Annotated in this window: 21 protein-coding genes; 17 read left to right on the top strand and 4 right to left on the bottom strand. The window is 70.1% G+C overall.

Going from position 1 to position 20,518, the window contains the following annotated elements; genetic code table 11:
- The first annotated feature begins 39 nt into the window (after window positions 1–39).
- The 3 genes from QSK32_RS12220 (at window position 40) to QSK32_RS12210 (ending at window position 3,627) form a co-directional block, all read left to right on the top strand.
- Window positions 40–1,113 (top strand): adenosine deaminase family protein, encoded by a 1,074-nt coding sequence (locus QSK32_RS12220; RefSeq protein ID WP_211275482.1) that lies wholly within the window; start codon window positions 40–42, stop codon window positions 1,111–1,113.
- Window positions 1,114–1,279: 166 nt separating this feature from the next.
- Window positions 1,280–2,452 carry an extracellular solute-binding protein gene (locus QSK32_RS12215; RefSeq protein WP_045745314.1) on the top strand — a complete coding sequence of 391 codons (1,173 nt, stop codon included), beginning with the start codon at window positions 1,280–1,282 and terminating at the stop codon, window positions 2,450–2,452.
- Between the two features lie 2 nt (window positions 2,453–2,454).
- Window positions 2,455–3,627, top strand: coding sequence for a TRAFAC clade GTPase domain-containing protein (locus QSK32_RS12210; protein ID WP_285471918.1), 1,173 nt, complete (start codon window positions 2,455–2,457; stop codon window positions 3,625–3,627).
- Window positions 3,628–4,810: 1,183 nt separating this feature from the next.
- Here the strand turns inward: QSK32_RS12210 and QSK32_RS12205 are convergent.
- From QSK32_RS12205 to QSK32_RS12195, 3 genes are all read right to left on the bottom strand, one after another.
- Entirely contained in the window at window positions 4,811–5,191 is a 381-nt protein-coding gene (locus QSK32_RS12205; RefSeq protein WP_285471917.1) for a nuclear transport factor 2 family protein, read from the bottom strand.
- Between the two features lie 153 nt (window positions 5,192–5,344).
- Window positions 5,345–6,343 (bottom strand): metallophosphoesterase, encoded by a 999-nt coding sequence (locus tag QSK32_RS12200; protein WP_285471916.1) that lies wholly within the window; start codon window positions 6,341–6,343, stop codon window positions 5,345–5,347.
- A 345-nt stretch (window positions 6,344–6,688) separates the two neighbouring features.
- Window positions 6,689–7,120 (bottom strand): hypothetical protein, encoded by a 432-nt coding sequence (locus QSK32_RS12195; RefSeq protein WP_285471915.1) that lies wholly within the window; start codon window positions 7,118–7,120, stop codon window positions 6,689–6,691.
- A gap of 87 nt (window positions 7,121–7,207) precedes the next feature.
- Here QSK32_RS12195 and QSK32_RS12190 point away from each other — a divergent pair, with 87 nt between their 5' ends.
- The 3 genes from QSK32_RS12190 (at window position 7,208) to QSK32_RS12180 (ending at window position 9,178) form a co-directional block, all read left to right on the top strand.
- The gene (locus tag QSK32_RS12190) at window positions 7,208–8,041 is read left to right on the top strand and encodes an alpha/beta fold hydrolase (RefSeq protein WP_045745310.1); all 834 of its coding nucleotides are present in this window, start codon (window positions 7,208–7,210) and stop codon (window positions 8,039–8,041) included.
- The gene (locus tag QSK32_RS12185) at window positions 8,034–8,750 is read left to right on the top strand and encodes a TetR/AcrR family transcriptional regulator (RefSeq protein ID WP_285471914.1); all 717 of its coding nucleotides are present in this window, start codon (window positions 8,034–8,036) and stop codon (window positions 8,748–8,750) included. Before QSK32_RS12190 ends, QSK32_RS12185 begins: the two co-directional genes overlap by 8 nt.
- Before the next feature lie 62 nt (window positions 8,751–8,812).
- Complete coding sequence (locus QSK32_RS12180; protein WP_285471913.1) at window positions 8,813–9,178, top strand: hypothetical protein; 366 nt, start codon at window positions 8,813–8,815, stop codon at window positions 9,176–9,178.
- A 416-nt stretch (window positions 9,179–9,594) separates the two neighbouring features.
- On the opposite strand, the gene QSK32_RS12175 is transcribed toward QSK32_RS12180, so the two are convergent.
- Window positions 9,595–10,962: a sulfatase family protein gene (locus QSK32_RS12175; RefSeq protein WP_285471912.1), complete on the bottom strand. Its 1,368-nt coding sequence runs from the start codon at window positions 10,960–10,962 to the stop codon at window positions 9,595–9,597.
- Window positions 10,963–11,369: 407 nt separating this feature from the next.
- On the opposite strand from QSK32_RS12175, the gene QSK32_RS12170 reads away from it, so the two are divergent.
- From QSK32_RS12170 to QSK32_RS12120, 11 genes are all read left to right on the top strand, one after another.
- Window positions 11,370–12,182 carry an ABC transporter ATP-binding protein gene (locus QSK32_RS12170; protein ID WP_045745307.1) on the top strand — a complete coding sequence of 271 codons (813 nt, stop codon included), beginning with the start codon at window positions 11,370–11,372 and terminating at the stop codon, window positions 12,180–12,182.
- Window positions 12,179–12,961, top strand: a complete 783-nt coding sequence (locus QSK32_RS12165; RefSeq protein WP_045745306.1) for an ABC transporter permease — start codon at window positions 12,179–12,181, stop codon at window positions 12,959–12,961. The genes QSK32_RS12170 and QSK32_RS12165 overlap by 4 nt, the downstream gene beginning before the upstream one ends.
- A gap of 47 nt (window positions 12,962–13,008) precedes the next feature.
- Window positions 13,009–14,082 carry an ABC transporter substrate-binding protein gene (locus QSK32_RS12160; RefSeq protein ID WP_045745305.1) on the top strand — a complete coding sequence of 358 codons (1,074 nt, stop codon included), beginning with the start codon at window positions 13,009–13,011 and terminating at the stop codon, window positions 14,080–14,082.
- A 29-nt stretch (window positions 14,083–14,111) separates the two neighbouring features.
- Window positions 14,112–15,161 (top strand): LLM class flavin-dependent oxidoreductase, encoded by a 1,050-nt coding sequence (locus tag QSK32_RS12155; RefSeq protein ID WP_045745304.1) that lies wholly within the window; start codon window positions 14,112–14,114, stop codon window positions 15,159–15,161.
- On the top strand, window positions 15,158–15,790 hold the full coding sequence (locus QSK32_RS12150) for a cysteine hydrolase family protein (protein ID WP_045745303.1): 633 nt from the start codon (window positions 15,158–15,160) through the stop codon (window positions 15,788–15,790). The genes QSK32_RS12155 and QSK32_RS12150 overlap by 4 nt, the downstream gene beginning before the upstream one ends.
- Complete coding sequence (locus QSK32_RS12145) at window positions 15,787–17,121, top strand: NtaA/DmoA family FMN-dependent monooxygenase (RefSeq protein WP_045745302.1); 1,335 nt, start codon at window positions 15,787–15,789, stop codon at window positions 17,119–17,121. The genes QSK32_RS12150 and QSK32_RS12145 overlap by 4 nt, the downstream gene beginning before the upstream one ends.
- Window positions 17,121–18,299, top strand: a complete 1,179-nt coding sequence (locus tag QSK32_RS12140; protein WP_285471911.1) for an MFS transporter — start codon at window positions 17,121–17,123, stop codon at window positions 18,297–18,299. The genes QSK32_RS12145 and QSK32_RS12140 overlap by 1 nt, the downstream gene beginning before the upstream one ends.
- Window positions 18,296–18,691, top strand: a complete 396-nt coding sequence (locus QSK32_RS12135; RefSeq protein WP_052720887.1) for a riboflavin kinase — start codon at window positions 18,296–18,298, stop codon at window positions 18,689–18,691. The genes QSK32_RS12140 and QSK32_RS12135 overlap by 4 nt, the downstream gene beginning before the upstream one ends.
- Window positions 18,688–19,110, top strand: coding sequence for a hypothetical protein (locus tag QSK32_RS12130; protein WP_045745335.1), 423 nt, complete (start codon window positions 18,688–18,690; stop codon window positions 19,108–19,110). Before QSK32_RS12135 ends, QSK32_RS12130 begins: the two co-directional genes overlap by 4 nt.
- 106 nt (window positions 19,111–19,216) lie before the next feature.
- The gene (locus QSK32_RS12125) at window positions 19,217–19,717 is read left to right on the top strand and encodes a flavin reductase family protein (RefSeq protein WP_285471910.1); all 501 of its coding nucleotides are present in this window, start codon (window positions 19,217–19,219) and stop codon (window positions 19,715–19,717) included.
- A gap of 228 nt (window positions 19,718–19,945) precedes the next feature.
- On the top strand, window positions 19,946–20,518 hold a 573-nt coding region (locus QSK32_RS12120; protein ID WP_285471909.1), incomplete at its 3' end, for an RNA-guided endonuclease InsQ/TnpB family protein.

Below are 20,518 nucleotides of genomic sequence, written 5' to 3'. Positions count from 1 at the left end.
CTCCTCCGCCAGGGAGGTCCCGGCCACCTAAGGAACCCCATGTCTGACTTTCTCCGTGACCTGCCCAAGGTGGAACTGCACTGCCACCTGATCGGTACGGTCCGCGCCACCACCTTCGCCGAACTGGCCCGCCGGGCCCGGCTCGACCTGCCGGCCGACCCCGAGCGGATCTTCGCCGACATCAACTCGCTGCCGCCGGACCCGGCGCTCTACCGGAACACCCGGATCCCGGTCCCGCAGGGACGCTCCGCCGGCGAGCCCGAAGTCTCCTACTCGCTCTTCCAGGCCTCCGCCTGGGTGATCGCCGCGCTGCGAGACGCCGACGACCTGACCCGGATCGTCTACGAGGCCTTCGAGGACGCGCACCGCAACAACGTGCGCCACCTGGAGATGTCGTTCGACGAGGTGCCCGAGCACCTGAGTTCCCTCGGCTACACCGGATCGGTGAACGCCTACGTCGAAGGCATCAGGATGGCCGAGCGGGACTTCGGCATGACCGGCCGGCTCCTCGCCGCCGTCGACCGCAGCCACTCCGGCGAGCAGGCCGTCGAGCGGGTCCGCACGGTCGTCGACAACCCGAACGACTACGTGGCCGGCATCGGGCTGGACAACCTGGAGACCGCCGGACCTCCGGAACGGTTCGTGGACGCGTACCGTCTCGCCGGCGACGCGGGCCTCAAGCGCACCGCGCACTCCTCCGAACACGCCCCGCTCGCCGAGAACACCATCACCTGCCTCGACGACCTCGGCTGCGACCGGATCGACCACGGGTACTTCGTACTCGAGGACGACGAGGTGGTGGCCCGCCTGCGCGACGAGCAGGTCGCGTTCCTGACCGCCTCCACCACGTCACGCCGCTCCTGGCGCCCGTGGCGTCGCGCCTCCATCGCCGCGATGATCGAAGCCGGACTCAACGTGATCCCCTGCTCGGACGATCCCGGCATGTTCCCGACCAGCCTCACCGAGGAATACCGCATCCTCGCCGAAGAACTCGCCGTCCCGCGCGAGCGGCTGACCGCGATGGCACTCGCCGGCGTCGAGGCCTGCTGGCTCCCCGAGACCGAGAAAGCTCAGCTCCGCGAGCGATTCCAGACCGAGATCAAAGCCCTTTAGGGGTACGCGTCAGCCGCCTCCCGGACAGCCACACCTCCCGCCCGTGCCGTGATCGGCGGGCGGTGCTGCCGGGAGGCGGCTGGGCCGTGGCCGATGTGGTTGCGATCACACTCATGATTGGGATAGACAGGGCCGTCCTACTCCTCCACTGAGGACGTCGCCCGTCATGACCAGCGATCCCGCCACGATCCGGAAATACTCCCGGCGATGGTTCCTGGCCGGAGCCGCCGGCACCGGGCTGCTCGCCGCGGCAGGTGTCGCCGCCGCCACGCCGAGCCGTGGGCAACTCGTGGTGAGCAGCGGCAACGCGTCCGCCGGGGTGCTGCGCAAACTCTCCGGCGAGTGGCGCCCCGGCGAACTGCCGGTCGTCGAGGACCTCGGCGAGGACACCGGCGACCAATACCGCGAGATGAAACGCCGGGCCACCGGCGGCTGGGGCGACGTCCTCCTGCTCGACACGATCTACGTCGCCGAGTTCGCCCAGGCCGGCCTGCTCGCCGAACTCCCCGGCGACCTGGTCCGCACCGACCTGCTGCCCGGCCCGCTGGCCACCTGCCGCCAGCCCGGCGACGACCGGCTCTTCGCCGTCCCGTTCAACACCGACGTCGGCGTGATCCTGTCCAAGAAACCGATCGCCGACGACATCGTCGACCTCGCCAAACTGGTCGCCGGCCTGCCCGATGACAGCCGCCAGTTCGTCGGCCAGCTGATCGGCGGCAACGAGGCGTTCCTCGTCAACGTGCTCGAACACGCACTCGCCGCCGACGAACGGTTCCTCGGCATGGACGGCCGGCTCAACAACCAGGTCGACATCTGGACCAGCGCGCTGCAACCACTGGCCGACGCGATCCGGGACGGCAAGATCTTCCGGGCCACCACCGAGGCCGCCACCGTCGCCGAGTTCACCCGGCCCGGCCGCGAGTTCATGCGCAACTGGCCGTACCGGCGGGACAACCGCAGCCAGGTCCAGGACCTCGCCGCCCTCAGCCGCGGCGTCCTCGGCGGACAGAACCTCGCCGTGGTGGCCGGATCGTCCCGCCACGACGAGTCGACCGACCTGATCCGGCACCTGACCAACGCCCAGAGCCAGCGGGAACTCGTCGGATCCCGGCTGCTCCCCGTCGACCGGGCCGCCTACCGCGACCCCACCCTCGTCGACGCCCACCCCGACCTGCCGGTCCTGCTGATGGGCGTGGAAAAAGCGCGGCCGCGGCCGATCGACGCCGGTTACGTGGCCCTGTCGACCCGATTCCAGGAACGGGTGGGGGCGTACCTCGACGACGCCCCGGCCAACCCGTTCAACCAGGACACCGTCAACTACGTGCTGAACGGGGGCTGACGATGGACATCCCGCTGTACCTGGTGCCCCTGGCAGCGGCCGCCGCAGTCGCCGCCGCCGGCCTGCCCGCCGCCGCCCGGCTGCACCGCGACGCCGACACCACCGACACCCCGGCCACCGAAAAGGAATCCGAAGTCGGCGTCGCCGTCCTCGGCTTCCCGAAATCCGGCAAGACCGCCCTGCTCGCCGCGATGTACCAGACCATGTCCCGGGCCGGCGGCGACGGCGTCACCGTCCGGGCCAGCCACCCCGACCACACCGACCAGCTCAACGACCTCGCCCAGCGGTTCGAGGAACTCAACGGCGTCCTGCCGTTCCCGAACACCGGCACCCAACTGCACCCCTACCCCCTGGCGTTCGACATGCCCGGCGCCCCGCTGCGCTTCACCTACCCCGACTACTCCGGTGAACTGCTGCGCGAAAGCCAGCGCGGCAGCGGCCTGCCCGAACCGCTCGCCGAATCCCTGGACAAGGCCGACATCGTGCTGGGCATCCTCGACGGCGCCAAACTCGCGGCGATGATGCGCGACGGCCCCGACGACACGGCCCTCGGCGAGATCCGGCACCTGATCGGCATCCTCGACGGCCGCGACCAGGTGATCCAGCTGTGCGTCACCAAATGGGACCTGCTCGACGCCGACGGCCACACCCTCGAAGAGGTCATCACCTGGCTGCGCAAACGCACCAACCGTTTCCACAACCTGCGCCGCACCGACCGGGACAGCCCGGTCCGCGTCATCCCGGTGAGCGCCTTCGGCCTGAACAGCTTCATGGCCACCGAGGACGGCGGCAGCCGCGTCCGCCGCGACCCGGGCCTGACCTGGCAGCCGTTCCAGGCCGCCCACCCGATCAGCTGCGGCATCAACGACATCCTCACCCACAACATCAACCGCTTCCAGCGCCAACCCCAGCCGATCATCCCCGCCTCGGCGTCCCCGTTCCTGAGCCGCGCGATGAAACTCCTCGGCCTGGTGACGGTCTCCACCGACGTGGCGGGCAACGTCCAGTTCTCCCTGAACATGGACGCGCTGGCGCGCCTCCAGACGGCGGTGTCGGCGCCGCTCTCGCCGTCGAACAGTTCGGAGGAGGCCCGGGCCCTGCGCCTGATCCTGCGCCACTGCCGCGACCTGGCCGACGACCTGGATCGCACGTTCCCGCATGCCCGTCCCCGCTGAGGGGTGATCGCGGCACCCGCTGTGGTGATCGGGTGCGCTCGCCGTCCCGTTCGGGGTGGCCTCGGTCCCCGTTGTCGTGATCGGGTGCGCTCGCTGCCGGGGCCGGGGCGGTGACCGCACCCATAGCGCCCGTCGGGTGCGGTCACCGTCCGGCTGGGCGGTCGTGGTCCCCGTTGTGGTGATTGGGTGGGTTGACCGTCCGGCTGGGCGGTCGTGGTCCCCGTTGTGGTGATTGGGTGGGTTGACCGTCCGGCTGGGCGGTCGTGGTCCCCGTTGTGGTGATTGGGTGGGTTGACCGTCCGGCTGGGCGGTCGTCGTCCCCGATGTGGTGATCGGGTGCTGTCACCATCCTGGTTGGGGTGGCCCCGGTTCCCTTTGTCGTGATCGGGTGCGCTTGCCGTCTGGGTGGGCGGTGGCTGCACGCGTAGTGCCTGTTGGGTGCGGTCACCGCCCCGCTGGGCGGTCGTGGTCCCCGCTGTGGTGATCGGGTTCGGGTGCCGTCTCGGTTGGGTGGTTGCTGTACCCGTTGTCTGGATTGGGTGCGGTCGGTGCCCTGGATGGGGTGGCGGTTGCACCCGATACCTGATCGGGTGCGCTTGCCGTCTGGGCGGGCGGTGGCTGCACGCGTAGTGCCTGTTGGGTGCGGTCACCGCCCCGCTGAGCGGTCGCGGTTCCCGGTGTGGTGATCGGGTGCGGGCGCCGTCTTGTTTGGGGTCGCCGCGGTTCCCAGTGTCGTGATCGGGGGCGTTGGCCGCCTGGGTGGGCGGTGGCCGCACCCGTAGTGCCTGTTGGGTGCGGACGCCGTTGCGGTTGGGTGGCCGCGGTTCCCGGTGTCGTAATCGGGTGCGGTTGCCTTCTCGGTTGGGGTGGTCGTCGTCCCCAGTGGCGCGATGGGGTGCGTAGGCCGTCTGGGCGGGTGGTTGCTGTACCCGTTGTCTGGATTGGGTGTGGTCGGTGCCCTGGGTGGGGTGGTGGTTGCACCCGATACCGGATCGGGCGCGGCGCGAGGGCGGTGGGTCCGGCGGGGCGCTGAGGGTGGCCGGGGATTACGCGAGGGCGCGGGGCGCTGAGGGTGGGCGGGGCGCTGAAGGCGGTGGTGATGCGGCGGCATGCCGTCGGAGGCGGGGAAGTGGCGGGGACTACGCGAGAGCGGTGGGAGCGGTCACGGCAGCGGGGTGGAAGGTTACGGGGTTTGGAAGTAGTCGCGTAGCAGCGTTATGTGGCTTTTGTAGACGCGGAAAATCTGGGTCAGGGCGACTGTGGTGCTTGGACCGTCGGGGTGGGTCAGGACGGTGTCGATCTCGGCTATGAAGACGTCGGGGGTGAGCGTTTCGTGCAGGATGTAGCCGGAGCGTTCGGCGTCGGGGATCCCCGCGGTGGGGAGCCGGCGGTGCAGGGCTGCCACGCCGTCGCGGATCGCGGGCCGGCCGGTGAAGCGTAGGGACTGCAGCGGCGCCTCGTAGACGCCGTCCTCGGTGAACAGGGCCGCCACCGCGTCCGGATCCCTGCTGATCGCTCCGGCGTGCAGGTAGCGCAGGAAGAGTTCCTCGTGGGAAAGGGTCACTCTCTTCAGCCTACGAGACAGCGGTGACCGGTGCGGGGCGTGATTCCGGCGGACGGGGTCAGCGGTGACCGGTACGGGGCGTGATTCCGGCGGACGGGATCAGCGGCGACCCGTATGGGGCGCGGAATTCGGCGAACCGCCGTCTGCCGCGGGTCAGCGGGGAGCGGGCTTGGGCGTGAATCCGGCGAACCGTTCCTCGAAGTCGATTGTCAGGGTGAAGCGGTCGGCGTCGCCGGTCAGCTCGCTGTGTTCGGTCTCCAGTGGGGTTCGGCCGGCGGCGGGGCGGGTCAGGAACCACGGGGCGAAGGTTTCCACGTCGATCCGGCCGCGGGCCAGGTCGAAGTGGTAGAGGCGGATCATCGCCGCACCGCCCTGGTAGCGGTCCTGGTAGTTGGTGACGTGGACGTGCACGTCGTGTCCGGCGGTGTTGCGCAGCACGGTGCGGCCGGGCGGCACGTGGTGCCCGTTCACGGTCAGGAAGATCTGGTCGTTCTTGGTGATCAGTTTCTGCCAGAGTCGCCGGCCGTGGTCGGAGAGCGTGGTGGTGCCCTGCTTGTCGGCGGTGGCCAGGTCGTGGGTGGTGACGATCGCGGGCAGCGTGGGGTTGGCGGCGAGGACACCCTGTGCCCAGGCCAGCCCGCCGTCGGAGATCCGCCAGTCGAGGGCCAGGACGAGCCACGCCCGTCCGCCGGCGTGGAACCGGTGGGCGCTGTTGTAGCCGTCGGGGGAGGCGCCGAGGAATCCGATTGCGCGCCGGAACCGGTGCGGGCCGAAGACGTCGAGGTACGCCGTTCTCCCGCGCTGATCATCGCCGGTGACGTCGTGGTTGCCGGCCAGGACGCTGTACGGCAGCTTCCCGTCGACGGTTGCGAACGCCCGCCCGGCGAGCTCCAGTTCGGTGGTGGTCCCGTGTTCGGTGATGTCGCCGAGGTGGGCGAGGAAGGCGACGCGCCGGTCCAGCAGGTACCGGAGGGTGGCGTGCAACGGTTCCGGGCCCGCGCCGCCGGTGCTGAAGAGGATCTGGGTGTCCGGCAGCACGGCCACCGCGAACCGCTGGTTCACGCCGGCGGGTTCGGTCCTGGCGGCCGGCGCGGTGCCGAGAGCGGCGAACGCCGTCGCGGCGCCCGTGCGAAGAATGATCCTACGTTTCACGGTGGAACATTCTCGCGCGGGCGCCGTCGGAAGCGGCAGGGTGAGGGCTCAGTGGAAGCGGCAGGGTTAGGGCCCAGCTGAGGCGGCAGGGTAAGGGCTCAGCGGAAGTGGCAGGGTGAGGGCCCAGCTGAGGCGGCAGGGTGAGGACCCAGCGGAAGTGGCAGGGTGAGGGCTCAGCTGAGGCGGCAGGGTGAGGGCTCAGCAAAAGCAGCAGGCTGAGGACCCAGCGGAAGCGGGAGGGCGAGTCCAGCGGAAGCGGGCGAGCCGGCCGAAGTGGGAGGGAACAACTCAACGGAACGGTTCCTTCGTTCCACGCTGGACCACGCTCGGCTGCCGAGGACGACGTCAGGCGTCCATCTGTTGACCGCCGGGGCGTTCGAGGATGGAGATCTCCTGCTGTTGACCGCCGGGGCGTTCGAGGATGGAGATCTCCTCACCGTTGCCGAGGGCGGAGGTGTACGAGTGGCGGGAGGTGCCGGGGAGCGGGATCTCGGTGAGCTTGCCGCCGACGATCATCCAGAGGCCGAACAGGTCGTCCTCCTCGTCGTGGATGAGCACCTGCAGCGACTCAGGGCGTGGCCACGGCAGGGTCTCCAGGTGTTCGAGGAGGCCGGCCCAGTGCCGGAGCTGGGTGAACTCGGCGACCCAGCCGTGGGTGGTGGGGATGTGCCCGAATACCGCGTTCCATGGGCGGCTGCCGTCGTTCGGCCTGGTCAGGGGTTCCATGATGTCGTGGCCGTCGACGGCCAGCACGATGATCTCCGCGATTCTGCTCACCGCGACATTTGATCAAGATCGGAGGTTGACGCGCGTGGCTAATTCTATTAGCTTAAAGCTAACGCAATTAGCCAACTGGAGGACGACATGACCGAGTTCCTGACCGTCGACGGCGGCACCCTGGCCTACGAGGTGACCGGCGCGAGCGGGCCGCTGGTGGTCCTCGCGCACGGGATGGGGGACAGTCGCGAGGCGTACCGGTTCGTGGTGCCGCTGCTCGTCGAGGCGGGCTACCGGGTGGCCGCCGTCGACCTGCGCGGCTGCGGGGAGTCCAGCGTGGACTGGCCGGACTGGTCGCGGACCGCCATCGCCGGCGACCTGATCGCGATCATCCGGCACCTGGGTGGCCCGGCCGTACTGGTCGGACACTCGATCTCCGGCGGCGCGGCGACCATCGTGGCGGCGCAGGCCCCCGAACTGGTCAGCGCGGTCGTCGAGTTGGCGCCGTTCACCCGCAAGCAGTCCTACGCCCTCGGCGACCTGGGTGTGGCCCGGTTCCGCAAGGGCCTGATCAGCCTGCTCGGCGCGACCGTGTTCGGCAGCGTCGCGCAGTGGCGGAGATACCTCGAGGTGGCGACCCCTGGCGTGCGCCCCGCCGACTGGGCCAGCCGGCTCGGCGAGATCGAGGCGATGCTGCGGGAGCCGGGGCGGCTGAAGGCCCTGCAGAAGATGGGCCAGGCCGCGCCGGTCGACGCGGGTGCGGCGCTTCCGCGCGTACAATCGCCGGTTCTGATCATTGAGGGCGACCAGGATCCGGACTGGGCGTCGCCGCAGGCCGAGGGGGAGGCGATCGTGGCCGCGCTGCCGTCCGGCCGTGGGCGCCTTGAGATGATCGCCGGTGCGGGACACTATCCGCACGCCCAGTTCCCCGAGCAGGTGGTCGCCCTGATGCTGTCGTTCCTGGAAACCGCCCGTGCCTAGGGCCGGCCTCGACCCGGTCGCGGTGGTCACGGCCGGTGCCGATCTCGCCGACGAGGTGGGCCTGTCCGGGCTGACCATGGGCCTGCTCGCCGAGCGTCTCGGGGTGCGCACGCCCTCGCTCTACAAGCATGTCGTGTCGCTGGACGCACTTCATCGCGGCATCGCCCTGCTGGCCGCCCGGGACGTCGGCCTGGTGCTGGCCCGGGCCGCGGTCGGCAAGGCCGGTCCGGAGGCGGTCCGCGCGCTCGCGCACGCCTACCGCCGCTGGGCGCTGGAGCATCCCGGCCGCTGTGCCGCGACGGTCCGACCGCCGGCTGCCGCTGCTGAGAAAGCCGCCGCCGCTGAGAAGGCCGCCGCTGCGGAGGAAACCGTGACTGCTGGGAAGGCCGCCGCTGCCGCGAAGACCGCCGCCGGTGAGAAGGCTGCCGCCGCTGAGAAGGCCGCCGGCGACGGGAAGGCCGCCGGTGATGAGGAGATCCGCACGGTCAGCGAGGAGGCACTGCAGGTGCTGCTGGACGTGCTGGCCGGCCTGGGCCTGCCGCCGGAGCGGATCATCGACGCGGCCCGCGCGCTGCGGTCGGCGATGCACGGGTTCGCCGGTCTGGAGGCGGCCGGCGGGTTCGGCTACCCGGAGGACGTGGACCGCAGCTACGACTTCCTGATCGACAGCCTGATCGCCGGGTTCACCGCGCGCCCCGCCGATCAGTGACAGGATGAGGAAAAGGCTGTACCCCCGGGCAGCACCGGAAACGATCGATCGGGGGAACGATGATGTTGAGCACTGTGCTGGCCGCGTCCAGCCTGATGATGCTGGGTGCGGCGCCCGTCCCGGCGGACACCACGTTCGGGTGTGAGTACCCGAAGGTCTGTCTGTATCTGCACACCGCGGACTGGACCGCCCGGCAGGCGACCACCAGCTACTCCCAGGTGACCTCGCACTGGCAGAAGCTCGACGAGCAGGGCCGGCACGCGTACGCGATCTACAACACCCGCAACGACGACGTGGCCTGGCTGAAGAACGACGACGGTGTGGTCGCCTGTGTGGGGCCGCACGAGAAGTGGTTCTGGGACGAGTCCGACTACCCGTTCCGGGTTGTCAGCATCAAGATCTCGGACGGCCCCACCTGCAACGACTAGACACCTGATGAGTCAGTCAGGGTCTGCCTCTGTGGTGATTTCGGGCGCTCAGCACGCCCGTATTCACCACACCCACAACAGCGTGGTGATTTCGGGCGCTCAGCACGCCCGTATTCACCACACCCACAACAGCGTGGTGACTTCGGGCGTCCAGCGCGCCCGTATTCACCACACCACCAGGGGTGTGGTGAATGGGGGCGTCCAGCACGCCCGAAATCACCACACGGATGGGCTTCGCACCCTGACCACGAAACGTGCCTAGACACACGCCTCGTGGTCGGCACCCGCGTGGTGATTGGGGGTGCCGAGTGCGGCCGTAGTCACCACGCCCCCACGGCGGGTGTGGTGATTCGGGGTGCCCAGCGCGGCTGTAGTCACCACGCGGACGGGCTTCGCGTCCTGGCCACGAAACGTGTCTATAGGACGGCGGCCCCCGCGGCGTGACATCGCACCGCACCTTCGCACCGGGCCAGGGCCGCCAGCGCCGCACTCAGCGCGGCGCCCCGCTCCGGCGGCAGCGTCCCGGCGAGGTTGTCCAGTTGCAGGGGGTCGGTGCGCCGGTCGTAGTACTCGCGGGTGCCGTCCACGTACTCGACCCAGGTGATCGCCGTGGTGCGCAGCGCCACGTAGGACGGTGGCGTGTTCTCCGACTGCCGCTGATGGTCCGGGTCGGCGGGGTCGGTGGCCGGATCGCTGTGTTCGATCAGGGCGGCCGTCCGCCATGGCCCCGGGTCGCGTCCGGCGAGCAGCGCGCGGAGGCTGCGGCCGTCCACCTCGGAGGGTGCCGGTGTGCCGGCCAGGTCGGCGAAGGTCGGGCGCAGGTCGATGTTCTCCACGGGGGCGTCGATGACCTGCCCGGCGGCGACGCCCGCACCGGCGACGACCAGCGGCACCACGACGTCGGTGTCGAAAGCGGTCTGCTTGCCGGGGTTCAGGCGGTACTCACCCATGTGGTAGCCGTTGTCCGAACTGAAGATCAGCACGGTCTCCCGCTCGACACCCGCCGCGGCCAGGGTGGTCCGCAGGTCGCCGATCATCCGGTCGATGGCCTGCACGGTCTGCACGCGTTGACGGAATCCGCTGTCCATGTGCTTGATCTGCGCCGCCGTCAGCGGGGAGTGCGGTGCCAGCCAGGCGGGGGCGTTGCGGGGGATTCTTCCGTACGCCTCCGTGCGCGGCGCCGTCAGTCCCGCGAAGGACGACGCGTCGCGCCGTGCCGGAACGTAGGGCAGATGCGGCGTGTAGACCGAGATCTCCGCCGCGAACGGCTCACCGGTGGCCGCGCTCGTGGTGATGAACGCCCGGGCCTTCGCGGACAGCACGTCGGTCAGATAGTCCTGGTCGCGGTCGCCGTAGTGGACGACGGTGCCGTTCTCGTCGAGGTCGTAGTCGAATCCGGCGTACGCGTCCCCGCCGGCCACCCATGTGTCCCAGCCCGGCGGGACGTGCCGCATTCGCGGCTGGTACTCGTTGAGGTACTTCCCGAAGAATCCGGTCCGGTATCCGGCGTGCTGCAGATCCGTGCCGAATGTCGACTTCTCCTCGCCGCGGCTGCGGAAGAGCAGAAACCCGCCGTCCGACCCGTGATTCTTCACAATGCCGGTGTTGTGTGGATAACGACCGGTGAGGATCGACGCCCGTGATGGACAGCACAGCGAGTCGGTGACTGTGTAGTTCGTGAACGTGGTGCCCTGTCTGCCCAGCTCAGCGACGTTCGGCAGGTACGGCACGAGGTTCTGGGACAGATCATCGGCCAGGACGAAGACTATGTTGGGCCGGTTCACTTCTGTCACCACGGGGCTCGTGGCCGGCGCGGTGGCGCTCGCCGACGACGACGGGGCGGGTGCCGGGCGGCCGGGTGTGCCGCATCCGGCGGTGACCGGGAGGAGAACGAGCAGGAGAAGGGTGAGAGGGACGACGAGGGGGCGAGGGGCCATGGGGGTGCGGCTGCTCCGTCTTCGGTGGGATGGGCACGACAGGCTAAGCGGCTTCGGCCACAACGGGGACGGTTTTGAGTTAACGGTGCGGAAACCTCGGCTACTTCCGGCGGACTCATGGCATCCTTAACTTCGTCTCAGCTTGAGTCTCGCGATGCATATCCTCGTATTCGCCTCGCACGCTCTCCGGCTCCATTGACGATTTCCATCTGTCTGGAGGCCGTTTTGTTCGACGTATTCCGCGAGCAAATATCATGAGCGCCGAGGCGATCCGGGTGGACCGGGTCCGGCGCGTCTACCCGGTGGGCGCCCGGGGCTCGCTCGTCGCTCTCGACGACGTCGACCTCACCGTCGCCGCCGGCACCTTCGTCAGCGTGATCGGCCCCAGCGGCTGTGGCAAGTCCACGTTGCTGCGGGTGATCGCGGGGCTGGAGGATCCGGACGCCGGTGCGGTGTCGGTCTGCGGGAACACCCCCGCGCAGGCCGCCGCCGCCAAGATGCTCGGCCTGGTCCCGCAGACCCCGGCGCTGCTGCCGTGGCTGTCGGTCCTCAAGAACGTGTCGCTGCCCGCCAAGGTCAACCGGGCCGCCGGCCGTCGCCGCCGGGAACGGTCCGGCAACGGCGGTCCCGACATGGTGGAGCTGCTGCGCAAGGCCGGTCTGCAGGACGTGATGCACAAACTCCCGTCGCAGATCTCCGGCGGCATGCAGCAGCGGGCCGCGATCGTGCGGGCCTTCGGGCTGCACCCCGACGTGCTGCTGATGGACGAGCCGTTCTCCGCCCTCGACGAGTTCACCCGCGAGGCGCTGCAGGAGCAGCTGCTCGACCTCTGGGACGAGCTGAAGGCCACCGTGCTGTTCGTGACCCACTCGGTCAGCGAGGCGGTCCGCCTCTCCGACAAGGTGGTGGTGATGGCGCCGCGGCCCGGCCGGATCACCGACGTGCTCGACATCGACCTGCCCCGCCCGCGCGGGCCGGAGCTGCTCGCGTCGGCGGAGTTCCACGCGTACGAGGACCTGGTCCGGGACCGGCTCCGGGGCGCCTTCCAGTCGACGGCGGCGTCATGACGCTGCGGGGCCGGTTGTCGTTCCTGCACCCGGCGGTGTGGTTGCCGTTGGTCCTGATGGTGATCGTGCTCGGACTGCTCTGGCAGTGGGGTGCGGACCGGATGCCCTACCTGCTCCCGCCGCTCGGCGACGTCGGCGCGACCCTGGTCGAGGACGCCGACTACTACCTGACGAACGCCCTGGTCACCCTGCAGGAGGCGGTCGGCGGGCTGGTTCTCGGCGGCCTCACCGCGTTCGTGCTGGCGGTGATCGTCAGCGAGTTCACCCTGGCCCGCCGGGCGATCATGCCGGTCGCGGTGGTCCTCAACGTCACCCCGCTGGTGGCGATCGCGCCGGCGCTGGTGGTGGCCTTCGGGTTCGGCGCCGCGCCGAAGCTGATCGTCACCGGGCTGATCTGTTTCTTCCCCATCCTGATCAACACCTCGGTGGGGCTGCGGGCGGTGCCGCTGCCGGTGCTGCAGGTCTACCGGACGGTCCACGCCTCGCGCCTGGAGACCCTCTGGTACCTGCGGGTTCCGATCGCGCTGCCGTACCTGTTCGCGGCGCTGCGGATCGTCTTCCCGCTGTCGGTGGTGGGCGCCGTGGTCGCCGAGCTGTCCGCGGCCGGCTCGTCCGAGGGCCTGGGCACCGCGATCAGCCGGGCGTCGTCGATGAACCAGCTCGCGGCGGTGTACGCCTCGATTGCGATCCTGGCCCTGCTCGGTTCGCTGCTGCTTCTGGCGGTGACCGTTCTGGAACGGCGCCTGTTGCACTGGCACGAGACCCAGACCGCCCGGTAGATAAAGACGGTCGTCTTTTGTTCGCAGGAATTCTGAGGAGCACACCCATGAGGAACCTCGCCCGTATAACCGTCGCTGCCCTCCTGCTCACCGGAGCGGCCGCGTGCTCCTCCGACGAGGGGGAGAAGTCAGCCGACACGGCCACCGCGATCTCCGCCGAGCGCTGCGAGCAGAACAAGGCGGCTGGCAAGATCACCTACCTGTCCGGCTACCAGTACCAGGCGTCCGCCTCGATCCTGGAGTACGTCGCCGCCGACAAGCTGGGTTACTTCGACGCCCTCTGCCTGGACGTCACCATGCAGCCCGGCACCGGCGACACCAGCCAGAACACCAAACTGCTCGCCAGCGGCCAGGTCACCTTCAGCCCGGTCAGCCAGCAGGACGTGCTCTCCGCGAACGCCAACGGCATCAAGGTCGAGGGCATCTCCACGTACTCCAATGTGGGTCTGGAGGTTCTGATGACGATGCCGGACGTCACCGACCTCAAGCAGCTCGACGGCACCACCCTCGGCCAGAAGGGCGCCATGCCGGTCGGCGTGCAGGCCATGCTGGTGCAGGCCGGCGCGAACTACGACTCGATCAAGCAGGTGGTGGTCGGCTACGACCCGTCGATCCTGCCGCGCGGCCAGGTCAAGTCGCTGACCGGGTTCATCTCCAACGAGCCCAACCAGCTCAAGGCGGCCGGTACCCCGGCGACGGTCTGGCGCCCGTACGACTACGAGGTGCCCGGCTCGCTCGGCGCGATGGCGGTCAACCCGGACTTCGCCGCCGAGCACCCGACCGCGGTCGAGGACTTCCTGCGGGCCGGCCTGCACGCCTTCGAGTACTGCGAGGCCAACGGCGCCGAATGTGTGAAGGCCGCGGCCGACCTGACCGGCGCGGGCTACGACGAGGCACAGAACCTGACGATCTGGCAGACCGAGGTCGGGGTGATCCGGGAGAGTCTGAAGGCCGGGACCGCGCTGGGCACGATCGACACCGGCAACGTGACCGCTCTGGTGACCCTGCTCAACACGTACGCCGGAACGAAGATCACGCCCGCCGACGCCACCGCCGCATTCGACGGTGCCTTCGTCGAATCCGTCTATTCCGGCGGAACGCTGGTCTGGCCGGCCCCGTAAACGATTTTCCCGCACTGGAAAGAGTATCGATGAGCGACAAAGAATATGGGGTCTTCCTGCCGATCGGGAACGGCGGCTGGATGCTCTCCGAAACGGCGCCGCACCCGGAGGCGACCTACGCCTACAACCGTAAGGTCGCGGTGGACGCCGAGGCGATCGGGCTCGACTTCATCATGTCGATGGCCAAGTGGAAGGGCTTCGGCGGCAGCACCGACCACTGGGGCAAGACCCTCGAGTCGATGACCATGATGTCCGCGCTGGCCGAGGCGACCTCCACGGTCAAGATCTGGGCCACCATGCACGCCAACATCCACCACCCGGCGATCGCCGCGAAGATGTTCACCACCCTGCAGGACGTCTCCGGCGGCCGGGCCGGCATGAACATCGTGAACGGCTCGTACGCCGACGAGTTCCGTCAGATGGGCCTCTGGGACGAGCAGCTGTCGCACAGCGACCGGTACCGGATGACCGAGGAGTGGACCGAGGCGGTGACCCGCCTCTGGACCGAGGACAGCGTGACCGTCAAGAGCGACTTCTTCACGCTGCAGGACTGCGAGTCGCGACCACATCCGGCGGTCCGACCAACGATCATCAGTGCCGGCCGGTCCGAGCGGGGCCGTGACTTCCAGGCCCGGTACGCCGACGGCGCCTTCCTCAGCGCCGACAACCTGGACCAGATGCGCGACTTCTCCCGGTACGTGCACGACAAGTCCGCCGACCTGGGGCGCAGCTGCAAGACGTACTCGATGCTGACCGTCGTCCTGGACGAGACCGACGCGGCGGCCGAGGCGAAGGCCAAGCGCTACTCGGCCGGGCTGGACAAGCAGGCCCTGATCGGCATGCGTACGTCCTGGGGCATCCCGGCCGACGTGGCCCGTGCCTGGGCCGACGGCGTCACCGGCGCCGAGGCGTTCCAGACCCCGTACGTCACCGGCGGTCCGGAGAAGGTCCTCGAGCACATCCGGCAGATCGTCGACTCCGCCGAACTCGACGGCCTGATGCTGATCTTCCCGGACTACCACGCCGACCTGGCGCCCTTCGGCGAGACCGTCCTGCCGCAGCTGCGGGCGCTGGGATGAGGCAGGCCCAGCTCGCGGCCCTGAGCGGCGCGCCCGCGCTGGTCGTGGTGGACGTCCAGCGCTCGTTCGCCGACCCGGAGTACATCCAGGGGTACGGCGCGGACCTGCCGGCCGTCGCCGCGGCGGTCGACACGATCGCCGGGCTCGTCACCGCGGCCCGTGCCGCCGGCGTCGCGGTGGTCTGGGTCGAACTCGGCAGCGACCCCGACCGCCCCTGGCGGGCCAGCGCCTGGCTGCGCTCCGGCGACCCGGACGCGCCGTTCGGACCGGACGAGCCGTGCGTGCTCGGCACCCCCGGCGCCGACTGGTTCGGCGTCACCCCGCTGCCCGGCGAGATCCGGGTGGTCAAACGCGGATACAGCGGATTCCTCGGAACCGGCCTGCGGGAACTCCTGACCGAGGCGAGGATCGGCTGGCTGGCGGTCTGCGGCCTCACCACCGAGTGCTGTGTCGCCGCCACCGCCACCGACGCCTGCCAGCTGGACTGGCCGGTGCTCGTCCCGCGCGACGCCACCGCCGCCTACGACACCGACCTGCACCAGGCCGCGCTCCACCAGCTCGAACTCAACGTCGGCGTGCTCACCGACGCCGCCGAACTCACCCGACTCTGGAAGGAGGCCGCCGCATGACCGGCATGCACCTCGCCTTCGACCTGTCCTTCACGCACACCGAGGGACGCTGGGCCCGCCGCGGCTCCTGGGTCGGCCGGGACTTCCCCGACCCCCGGATGTACATGGAACTCGCCCAGACCGCCGAACGCGCCGGCATCGGCATGCTGTTCTTCGGCGACGGCACCGGCATTCCGGACACCTGGCGCGGCTCGATCGACGCCGCCGTCGAGTGGGGCGTGCAGTGGCCCCGCCACGACATGAGCCCGATCATCGCGGCCATGTCCACGGTCACCGACCACATCGGGTTCGGCCTGACCTACTCGTCGACGTTCATGCACCCGTTCTACACGGCCCGGCTGCTCAACTCCCTCGACCACGTGACCGGCGGCCGGATCGCCTTCAACGTGGTCGCCTCCACCCGGGGCGCCGACGCCGCCAACTACGGCTTCGACAAGCTGATGGCCCACGACCAGCGCTACGAGCGGATGGAGGAGTTCATCGACGTCTGTCAGGCGCTGTGGCACTCGGTGGCGCCGGACGCGATCGTGCGCGACCGCGCGACCGGGCGCTTCGCGGACCCGGCCAAGGTGGGCCGCATCGATCATCACGGCAAGCATTTCAGCGTACGCGGACCGCTGCCGTGCGTGCCCAGCCCGCAGGTCGCCCCGATGCTGGTGCAGGCGGGCAACTCGCCGCGCGGGATCGCCGCCTCGGCCCGTTTCGCCGACCTGGTCTTCGGGTTCGGCGGCAGCGTCGCCTCCCAGCAGCGGCACCGCAGCCTTCTTGACACGGCCCTCACCGCCGAGGGACGCGATCCCGCCGCGGTGGGCATCCTCTGGGCCACCCAGGTCATCGTCGGCCGCACCGCCGACGAGGCGCGGGCCCGCCGCGACGAGGTGCTCGGCTTCTGGAGCGAGGAGGCGGTCGGCGCGTTCCTGTCGCACAACTCCGGCGTCGACTTCTCCCGGCTGCCCGCCTCGTTCCCCCTCGGCGAACTGCGCAAGCAGGCCGAACAGGCGCAGGCGTCCCCGTCCGGGCTGATCGGCACCCTGCTCGCCGAGCACGGCGAAGACTACGAGATGAGCCGTACCGAGTTCTTCGAGCACGGCTGGACCAGCGCCACCGGCCTGGACCACACCGTGATCGGCGACCCGGCCACGGTGGCCGACCACCTGGAGGAGAACTTCGCGCAGACCGGGCAGCGCGGCGGCTACATGCTGTCCAGCCCGCTCGCCATGCCGTCCGGACTCGCCGACGTCGCCGAACTGCTCGCCCCCGAGCTGCGCCGCCGCGGGGCCCTCGCCCCGCGCTACCCCGGCACCACCCTGCGCGAGAACCTCGCGATCTGATGAAGTTCACCGGCCAGACCGTCCTGATCTGCGCGTTCGTCGGCACCGCCCAGATGACCTGGGGCGTCACCGTCCCGGTCCTGCCGGTCCTGCTGGACGACTACGGGATCGCGATCGGACTGCTCGGCCCGATCGTCACCGCGTTCGCCGTCGGGCGGGTGATCGCCAACGTGCCGGCCGGGCTGGCGCTGCGACGGTTCCCGCCCCGGGCGTACCTGTGGTCGATGATGCTCGGCCTGGCCGCGGTGACCGCACTGACCGGACTGGTCTCGTCGCCCGCCGCGCTGATCGGGCTCCGGCTGGTGGCCGGGGTGTTCGGCGGCGCGGCGGTGACCATCGGGTTCGCGCTGCTGGTCGCCGGGGCGCCGGCCGGCCGGCGCGGTTCGGCGATGGCCACCGCGACGGTGGTGCAGATGAGCGCCGGCGCGGCCGGGGCGCTGCTCGGCGGCTCGGTCGTCGGGCTGGTCGGCCCGGCCTGGACGTTCCCGGTCGCGGCCGTGCCCGCGCTGGTCTGCCTGCTCGTCGACGCGGTTCGCCCGGCCGCGTTGTACTGGTCGGCGCCGGTGGCTCGTCCCGCGGCTGTGCCCGGGCCGCGCCGGTACGGCCGGCCCGGACTGCTCGTCGCGCTCTGCGCCCTGTCGTTCGCGACGTTCCTGGTCCGGTTCGCGGGGGAGCAGAGCCTGGTGCCGGTGCTCGCCTACGACAGCGGCGGCCTGACCCCGTTCACCCTCGGCGTCGCCACCGCGGCCGGCACGGTGGCGAGCCTGGCCGCGATGCCGCTGATCGGACGCTGGGTGGACCGGGGCGCCCGCAACACCCTGCTGATCCCGGCCGGGATTCTCGGGGCGCTCGCCCTGGCGGCCCTGCCGCTGCTGCACGTGCCGGCCGGTTTCACCGCGGCGATCGTCGGCTACTCGCTGGCCACCAGCGTGATCGGGGTGCTTCCGGGAGTGGTCACCGGGGACGCCTACCCGGCGGACGCGGCGGGCGGCGTGATCGGCCTCACTCGGACCGCGGGTGACATCGGAGCCGCTGTCGGGCCGATCATGGTGTTTGCGGTCGCCGACGTGGCCGGCGCCGAGGCGGCCTGTGCCGTGCTCGGCGGACTGTTCCTGGCCGCGGCGGCCGCCCTCGCCGTGGCCCTGATACCCCGACCTGTGACGGTGGAGGCGATATGACGATCAGTGGCGAGATCATCCGGGGTGCCGGACGGGGACGCCCGATGGGGTTCCCCACCGCGAACGTGGACGTCACCGACCCGGCGGCGGTTCCGGCGGACGGCGTCTGGTTCGGCAACTTCACCCTCGGCGACTGGACCGCCCCGGCCCTGGTGTCGGTCGGCACCAACCCGACCTTCGGACCGGGCGCGCGGACCGTCGAGGCGTACGTGCTCGACCGCGACGAGGACATGTACGGACAGATCGCCCAGGTGGAGATCCTCACCCTGATCCGCCTCCAGGTGCGGTTCGACGGCGTACCGGCCCTGATCGAGGCGATGCGCGCCGACGAGCGGATCGCCCGGCGGCTGGCCGACGGCGAGACCGTCCCGGACCTGCCGTGGTCGCCATGATCGAGCTGGCGGAGCGGGGATGGCGGCGCTTCGGGCCGGACAGCATCGAACGCGCGATGCTGCTGGCCCTCACCGACACCTTCGGGGTGACGCTGCGCCCCCGCTCGCTCGACCTGGGCGACGGCACCCGCCTGGAGATCGAGGGCGCCGACGAGGACTTCGGCCTGCTCGTCCAGATGGTCGGCAACCAGGGTGCCTTCCGGTCCCCGCACCGCAACAAGGTGATGGCCGACATGTTCAAACTGACCTGGCTGCGCACCACACGGTTCCCGGAGTCCCGGATCGTGCTGTGCGTCAGCGAAACCGTCGCCCAGGTCTTCACACCGTCCGGGTGGACCACCCGGGCGGCCCGCGACCTGGGCATCGAGGTGTGGATCCACGGTGCCGACGGCAAGCCGGCACCACTGAGCCACCCGTAGCATCACCCCGCAGGACTCCGGTCTCATCCCTGGATGTGCACTGGCGACCATTCCGGACAGCTCCGCGGTAACCGATGTCCCCGCCACCCTGTGAAGGAAGTGCCCCATGGCTGACATCTCGGAGTTCCGTCGCGTACTCGGCGGCTTCGCGTCCGGCGTCACCGTCATCACCGCCGTCCTCGACGGCACCCCGGTCGGCATGACATGCCAGTCGTTCTTCAGCCTGTCGCTGGAGCCGCCGCTGATCGCCTTCTCCCCGGCGCGGACCTCGACGTCGTACCCGCTGATCCGCAAGGCCGGGCGGTTCTGCGTGAACATCCTGGAAGCCGGCCAGGAGGACCTGTGCCGGCAGTTCGCCCGCTCCGGCACCGACAAGTGGCGCGGCGTGGCCTGGCAGCCCGGCGTCACCGGCAGCCCGATCCTGGACGGCGTGCTGGCCAGCATCGAATGCGACCTGGAGCGTGACGTGGAGGCCGGCGACCACTACCTGACGATCGGCCGGGTGGTCGACCTGGCGAGCACCCCGGGGAAGCAGCCGCTGCTGTTCTTCAACGGCACGTTCCAGCGCCTCGAGGACGGCAGCCGGTCCCGTCTCGAAGCGGCCTGACCCCGGCCCGTCCCGCAGCGGCCCGACCCCGGCCGGTCCCGTCCCGCAGCGGCCCGGCCCCGGTGGTCATCAGATGTCTCCGTGGATACTCCGGCCTTCAGGCCGGAGAGGAAACGGACTCCTGCGGAGCAGGTCAGGGGTAGCCGATTCGCCGTCAAGGCGAACTCGGCGTCTACCGGCAGCCTGCCCGCAAGATCGGTTACAAACAAGCGTGCTAACATGTGAGGTATGTCCAAGCGCACGGTGAAGCGGGCTTTCAAGTTCCGCTTCTACCCGACTCCGGAGCAGGCTGACCTGCTGAACCGGACGTTCGGCTGCGTGCGCAAGGTCTACAACCTGGCGTTGCAGGCCCGCACCGAGGGCTGGTATCTCCGGCAGGAGCGGGTCAACTACAACGCCACGTCGGCGATGCTGACCGCGTGGAAGAAGTCCGAAGAACTGGCCTTCCTCAACGAAGTCTCCTCGGTTGCGCTCCAGCAGTGCCTGCGGCACCTCCAGGGCGCGTTCTCCGCGTTCTGGGAGAAGCGGGCCAGGTACCCGCGCTTCAAGTCCAAGCGCAAGTCCCGGGCGTCGGCCGAGTTCACCCCGTCCGCGTTCCGATTCACCGACGGCAAGCTGACCCTGGCGAAGATGGCCGCGCCGCTGGACATCGTGTGGTCCCGGCCGCTGCCCGGGGGACAGTCGCCGTCCACGGTGACGGTGTCCTGGGACAGTGCCGGGCGCTGGTTCGTGTCCTTGCTCTGCGAGGACACCATCGCGCCGGGACCGGTCACCACGGCGGCTGTCGGCATCGACGCCGGA

The organism is Actinoplanes sp. NBRC 101535 (genome assembly GCF_030269225.1).
Taxonomy (GTDB): domain Bacteria; phylum Actinomycetota; class Actinomycetes; order Mycobacteriales; family Micromonosporaceae; genus Actinoplanes; species Actinoplanes rectilineatus.
This window is presented reverse-complemented; position numbering and strand designations above follow the sequence as displayed.